Annotated in this window: 6 protein-coding genes; 1 reads left to right on the forward strand and 5 read right to left on the reverse strand. The window is 29.3% G+C overall.

Features of this window, described 5'->3' with window-relative positions; genetic code table 11:
- Positions 1 to 649 (forward strand): alpha-hydroxy-acid oxidizing protein (locus RYK99_RS08560; RefSeq protein ID WP_314991810.1); only part of this gene is annotated, 649 nt, incomplete at its 5' end.
- A gap of 70 nt (positions 650 to 719) precedes the next feature.
- Here the strand turns inward: RYK99_RS08560 and RYK99_RS08565 are convergent.
- From RYK99_RS08565 to RYK99_RS08585, 5 genes are all read right to left on the reverse strand, one after another.
- On the reverse strand, positions 720 to 878 hold the full coding sequence (locus RYK99_RS08565; RefSeq protein WP_314991811.1) for a cytochrome C biogenesis protein: 159 nt from the start codon (positions 876 to 878) through the stop codon (positions 720 to 722).
- 192 nt (positions 879 to 1,070) lie between these two features.
- On the reverse strand, positions 1,071 to 1,244 hold the full coding sequence (gene rpsU / locus RYK99_RS08570; RefSeq protein ID WP_003147339.1) for a 30S ribosomal protein S21: 174 nt from the start codon (positions 1,242 to 1,244) through the stop codon (positions 1,071 to 1,073).
- A 214-nt stretch (positions 1,245 to 1,458) separates the two neighbouring features.
- Positions 1,459 to 2,361: a class I SAM-dependent methyltransferase gene (locus tag RYK99_RS08575; RefSeq protein WP_314991812.1), complete on the reverse strand. Its 903-nt coding sequence runs from the start codon at positions 2,359 to 2,361 to the stop codon at positions 1,459 to 1,461.
- Between the two features lie 86 nt (positions 2,362 to 2,447).
- On the reverse strand, positions 2,448 to 3,743 hold the full coding sequence (locus RYK99_RS08580) for a GIY-YIG nuclease family protein (RefSeq protein WP_314991813.1): 1,296 nt from the start codon (positions 3,741 to 3,743) through the stop codon (positions 2,448 to 2,450).
- Complete coding sequence (locus RYK99_RS08585; RefSeq protein ID WP_314991814.1) at positions 3,712 to 5,637, reverse strand: DEAD/DEAH box helicase; 1,926 nt, start codon at positions 5,635 to 5,637, stop codon at positions 3,712 to 3,714. The genes RYK99_RS08580 and RYK99_RS08585 overlap by 32 nt, the downstream gene beginning before the upstream one ends.
- Positions 5,638 to 6,044: the final 407 nt, after the last annotated feature.

A 6,044-nucleotide genomic window follows, 5' to 3' on the forward strand; every position in this document is an offset into this window, starting at 1 on the left:
TCCTAAAGGTTATTCGGTAAACTTAGGATTAGATAAAGATCCAAAACTTGTTTTAGAAGCAATTGAAAAATCACAAGCAAAATACATTCAACTTCATACTAATCCTCTTCAAGAAATCGTTATGCCAGAAGGTGATCATAACTTCGAAAGTTGGTACGCTAACCTAAAAGAAGTCAGCTCTAAATCTCCTATTCCTGTAATCTTAAAAGAAACAGGTTTTGGTATGAACGAAGCAACTATCAAACTAGCAATCGATTTAAATATCCCAGCCGTTGATATCAGCGGTATGGGTGGAACAAACTTCGCAAGAATCGAAAATGGACGAAGAATTGATAAATCAACTTACCTGGAAGCAATTGGATACACTACAGCAGAAAGTTTAGAAATCGCCTACTCTTATAAAGATAAAATCGACATTATTGCAAGTGGTGGTATTCGTAATCCTCTAGACGTTGTAAAATGCCTAGCTTTAGGTGCTAAAGCGGTTGGTGTTTCTAAAATTTTCTTAGAAATTCTTGTAAATGAAGGAAAAGATGCTCTTATTCAAGAAATTGAAAAATGGAAAAGAGAAGTTAAGTTCTTAATGATATTAATGAACGCTAGAAATATAGCTGAATTAGATAAAAAAATAAGAAAAGTAGAATTTTAATAAAGAAGATTCCGTCCGTCTTGGATGGAATCTTCTTTTAGTTTATGCGGTATCTCTGTACTCAAAACTACTATTTTTGAGACTCTTCTTCTAATGTTGCTAGTCTTTTAATTGCTTTATTTAAATCATCTTGTAAAGCATTAATTTTATTTTTATTCTTTTGATTCTCAGCAATTAAGTACCAACATGAAATTAATAACATAATATTTAAACAAATTATTGCAAACATACTATTCTCCTAGTGATTATAACTAAAATTAGAATAACACAATTTTTCACTTTTAACAAGAGTAGTCCTACTTCATTATATAAAGATATAAAAAAACCTCATCTTACGATGAGGTCCTTATTTTTTAAATAAATCTAAAAGAGGGAAAGTTTTTTAGATTTTATTAATAAATTGCGTGTTAATTACCAATTATTAATATTTACGTTTTCTAGCCGCTTCAGATTTTTTCTTACGACGAACGCTTGGTTTTTCATAAAACTCACGTTTACGAACTTCTTGGATAGTTCCGTTTTTAGAAACAGCACGTTTGAAACGACGTAGTGCATCTTCTAGTGATTCATTTTTACGAACTACAGTTTTTGACATTGGATTTCCCTCCCTCCGATACTACAAAATCTTAATTTAATACTTAATTAAATGTTTAGAATGTAAAATAAATACAAACATTCAATCATTAAGACCGCTCTTTGAGCAATCTACTTACATATTGTATTATATTCTTACGTTCTTGTCAACCTTTAATAGCAATTTATTAACATATTTCTACGAAAATAACCTTTTCATTTATACATTAAAGATACTATTTTTCAGATAACCAATTTTTAAATTCTTCAATAAAATTAGCATAACCTTCTTTATTTTTATGACTAGGTACTTGTGCTAGAAATACTTGATTTGGTAATTTAGTTTGACCTTTCCTAGTTATTAAGATAATAGCTTTTTGTTGAGATGCATTTTTGAACATCTCATCAGGTAAAGTAATTACCGCATTTAAATTAATATCTTCTTCTAAGAACTTCTTGAAATTATCTTCAAGCTCAAGAACTTTCTTAGGTACTACTAATACCCCTACACCATTATCATTTAAGTAATTAGTCGCTTGTTCAATGAATAGTAAAGCATTTAAGCTATATCCTTCAGCACTGCAAAGTTTATAGTTTAAACTGTTATCCTCATCAGCATAATATCCAAAAGGCACATCACTTATGATAACATCTTGCTTCTTAATATTTAAAGGCTTAAGAGCATCTTGATTAATGATTTCAACATTAGTTTCTAATAAATTGAAAATATTTTGTTGTAATCTAGCATAATTATTATCAACATCTACAGAAGTTAATTCATAGTCACCTTTTGATAAGGCAGCTAAGTTGATTAAAAAGTTTCCACTTCCACTAGCAAAATCAGCTACAGAAATCTTCTCGTTATTGTATAAACACTCTAAAATGTGAGATACATACATAGTAATAACTTCTGGTGTAATGTCATAACTAGGATTATTTAACTCTTTAAGAGCTTTTAAAAGTAAAAACTGATAAGCTTTTTTAATGTCCTCTTTAGAGAAATTGTCGACAATATCAAAATAATCTTCATCATTCTCTAAAGTTAGGTAATTTACTAAAGAGTCAAAATACAACCCTTCACCTTTATTCTCTTCTACCTGTTTATCTATCTTAAAAAATAATTTTTCTAAATCTGACATGGTTCCTCCTTATTAACTATTCTAATCTTTTCTATAAATACTTACCTATTATAACATGAATATAAGAATAATCAATAAAAGTTAAACTATTTCATAATACTCATTTGTAGTTTTAAGATAATATCATTTATTACTTTTTCCAGCTTCTCTAATTCTATAGAAAACCACTCTCTTGGTCTATACATTCTTCCATTTGGCATAGGTATTTCAATTTCTACTCGATAGTCTGATATCACATTATGGATAGCTTTTTCTAATTTCTCTGCATTTACATTAGCTACTTGCCAAGTTGTTACTATTGTAACATCTGAGTAGAGGTACGTTTCTTCATTTTTTGCATTCGAGATTCTTTGCTCGACAGTGTTCTTCGTAACTCCCACTTTATAAAAATTAGGTATACTTTGTATTTTACTATTTGAACTTAAAGACTGTAGAATATATATATTCCCTGTGACTATATCTTTAGTTTTATCAAATTCACTATTTCTATTAATAATATTACTAACTTTAAAAGATTGTTTTCTTCGGAAATCAGCAGCAAGAGAATTACGACGTAATTGTTCGTGATACATACCATTCTCATAGATTACTTTCATCTTGGCATTCTTAGTTGCAGTTCCTTTTTTATTTACTACTACCTCTTGATCCCCCATACTCTCTACAAACAACATTTGACCATTTACAATAAAGTAGTCTCCAGCATTTATATTAGCTGAACTCTCGCCTTCATTAACTATAGGTAACAATTCACGTCTCCCACTAGTAATATCACTATGAATATTTTTAAACATTCTATCGTACTGTTCAAAATCATCTAATTTTTTAATAACAGCATAATCCCTTGGCTGTACCCTTTTTTGTTTATAACTCGCATATCTACTTGTATCTAATAAGGATTTTTCCAATTCTAAATCATAATCTCCATTTTCTGAAAATATCTCATCAAAACTATCCATATCATCGCAAATTGCATCTAAACCATCAAAACTCTTTTCTAGATTTCCCATATCATATATCATTTTACTTTCACACACTGAATTGTTCAATTTATCATTTGATAAATCATTCTCATCATTTTGTCCTAGTAAATTAAATTCATCTAAATATCTCACTTTCTTGGCTAGTTCCTTATCTAAGCGATAACTTTTTAATCTATTAAATAGAGTTCTTTCTCTTCCAATCTTTTTTTGTTCTGGTTCTCTTTCATTTTCTCTATAAAATTCAACAATTTCTAGAAAAGATTGGATTATAGGGTCTTGAGCTTTTTCTACAAGTTTAGGTTGTTCTTTTAAATGTTCAATAAAAAAATTATCATTGAAAATATCTTCTAATTTGTTAAAATCAGCCATATTATTCAGTTCCTCGCTTGCTTCTAAGTTCATTAAGTTTAACTAACGCAAATGCTAATCTTCTTTCATATTCATCTACTGAATCTTTTAAAGGTTTCCTTTGATTTTCTGATACAAATCTTTTTATCAATGGGTAGATAACTAAAAGTTCCTCAGTAGTAAAATTATATTTATTCTTGTCAATTTCTCGTTGAATTATCTTAAGTGTAGGAACATCTAAATTCTTAGACATAACCTTATAGGCCTCTTGGAATGGACAAACTTGTCTTATTAAATCTATACTAAGCTCGTCTACCTTAACCAATTTGTTTCCAAATTTCAAAAATTCTGCCCCATCTTTAGCTTTTACAAAAGTTCCAGATTTTAATCCCATATCAACTATTACATGATCCGTAACTTCTTTAATTTCATCATCAGTTAATTTAGGATACTTAGTTTGAATAACCTTAGGAATTAGTATATCATTAACTACCTTAACATCCGTTTGAGTCATAGCTTTTTGAATATCATTATCTGAAAGGATAGTTGCTCTTAAATCAGCTAAATCTTTTTCTACTATATCTTTCACCTTTTGAGTCGATGGGTCTTTTAATCCTGATATGAAAACTCCTGTCCCCGATGTTCCTTTTTCATCATCATTTTTTCGTGGTCTAAAATGAACATCTGGTTTTAATACACTCTCCATTAAAAGTGATGCAGATATGGCTTTCAAGAAAGTATTAACTGTTGAATTTATTTCGTCACCTTCTGCATCTGGACTAACAATCAAGTTAGTAAATTGAGCATGATTTTTATTAGAACTATCCCTTGTACAGCGACCTATTATCTGCACTATTTCTGTTAACGAACTTCTATAACCTATTGTTAATGCATGTTCGCAATAAGGCCAGTCAAATCCTTCTTTTGCCATTCCTAATGCAATAATAATATCCATATCATCAACATCACTAATGTTAGCCAAATACTTAGATATTTTACTTCTAACCAATGGATTATCTTCCACTAAATCAGCTACTTTTAGTAATCTACCATCAGTCGTTCTTATTAAATGAATACTATTTTCTTCATCATACTCTTCATACTCACCTATAATATCAAATATTTTCTCCACCTCTTCATGCTTATCTTTGGTAGATTCTCTTGAGTTTACATTTGGAATATGAATAATTGTTTTTTTGTTTGTATCTAACACTTCGTGTAATGAATCTAAATAACTTCCTTTATAAAAACTATAGTTTATACTAAAACTTTTTAGATACTCGTAACCATCGAGTTGCTCATAATATGAATAAGTCACTTTATCAAACTTATCTTCGTCAATCTCTTCCAATATAGATATACTATCTCCTCTAAAATATGAACCCGTCATTGCTACTATATGAGCTGAAGTATTACGAATGATATTTTTTAATGCCGTCCCTAAAACAGAAGAATCTTCAGAAGAAACATGATGGAACTCATCTATCGCAACTAAAACATTGTCGAATAACTTATCATCAATTTTTTCATATGCATGCCTAAAAGTAGAGTGAGTAGCAATAATAATCTCCTCATTCGAATTCATAAATTCAACAAATGCTTTCACCTTACTTTTTTCGCTACCTTCTAATGTAAGATTATACTTCTTATTTACCTTCCAATCAGCATAAAAACCATAATCCGTTAGATTAGTATCTTTAAACGAAGCACCTATAGATCTTTCAGGTACTGCAACAATTACTTTTTTTACTCCTTGTTTTAAAAGTTTATCCAACGCTATAAACATTAAAGCACGTGATTTCCCTGATGCTGGTGGTGACTTAATAAGCAAATGTTGTGAATTTCTCTTTTCAAAAGCCCTAGCCTGCATTTCACGCATTCCCATGCTATTTGTTTTTTTACTATTTCCATTCTTATTATAATTTATTTCCACTAATTTATTTTCCATAATAATATTCCTTTAATTTTTTAATTCTATAATTCCTATCATCGCTTCTACTATATATTTTTTTTACTTATAAGCATATCTTCGTTATTACTAGTGCAACTTACTGCAACTTAAATTTCTTTCACTATAACTCTTACTATCCTTGGTACTATAGCTTTTATTATACCTTTGATTATGTCTTCATTATTACTAGTGCAACTTACTGCAACTTAAATTCCTCTCACTATAACTCTTATTATCCTTGATACTATAACTTTTATTATACCTTTGATTATGTCTTCATTATTACTAGTGCAACTTACTGCAACTTAAATTCCTCTCACTATAACTCTTATTATCCTTGATACTATAACTTTTATTATACCTTTGATTATGTCTTCATTATTACTAGTGCAACTTACTGCAAC

It is taken from the genome of uncultured Gemella sp. (assembly GCF_963537375.1).
GTDB lineage: Bacteria > Bacillota > Bacilli > Staphylococcales > Gemellaceae > Gemella.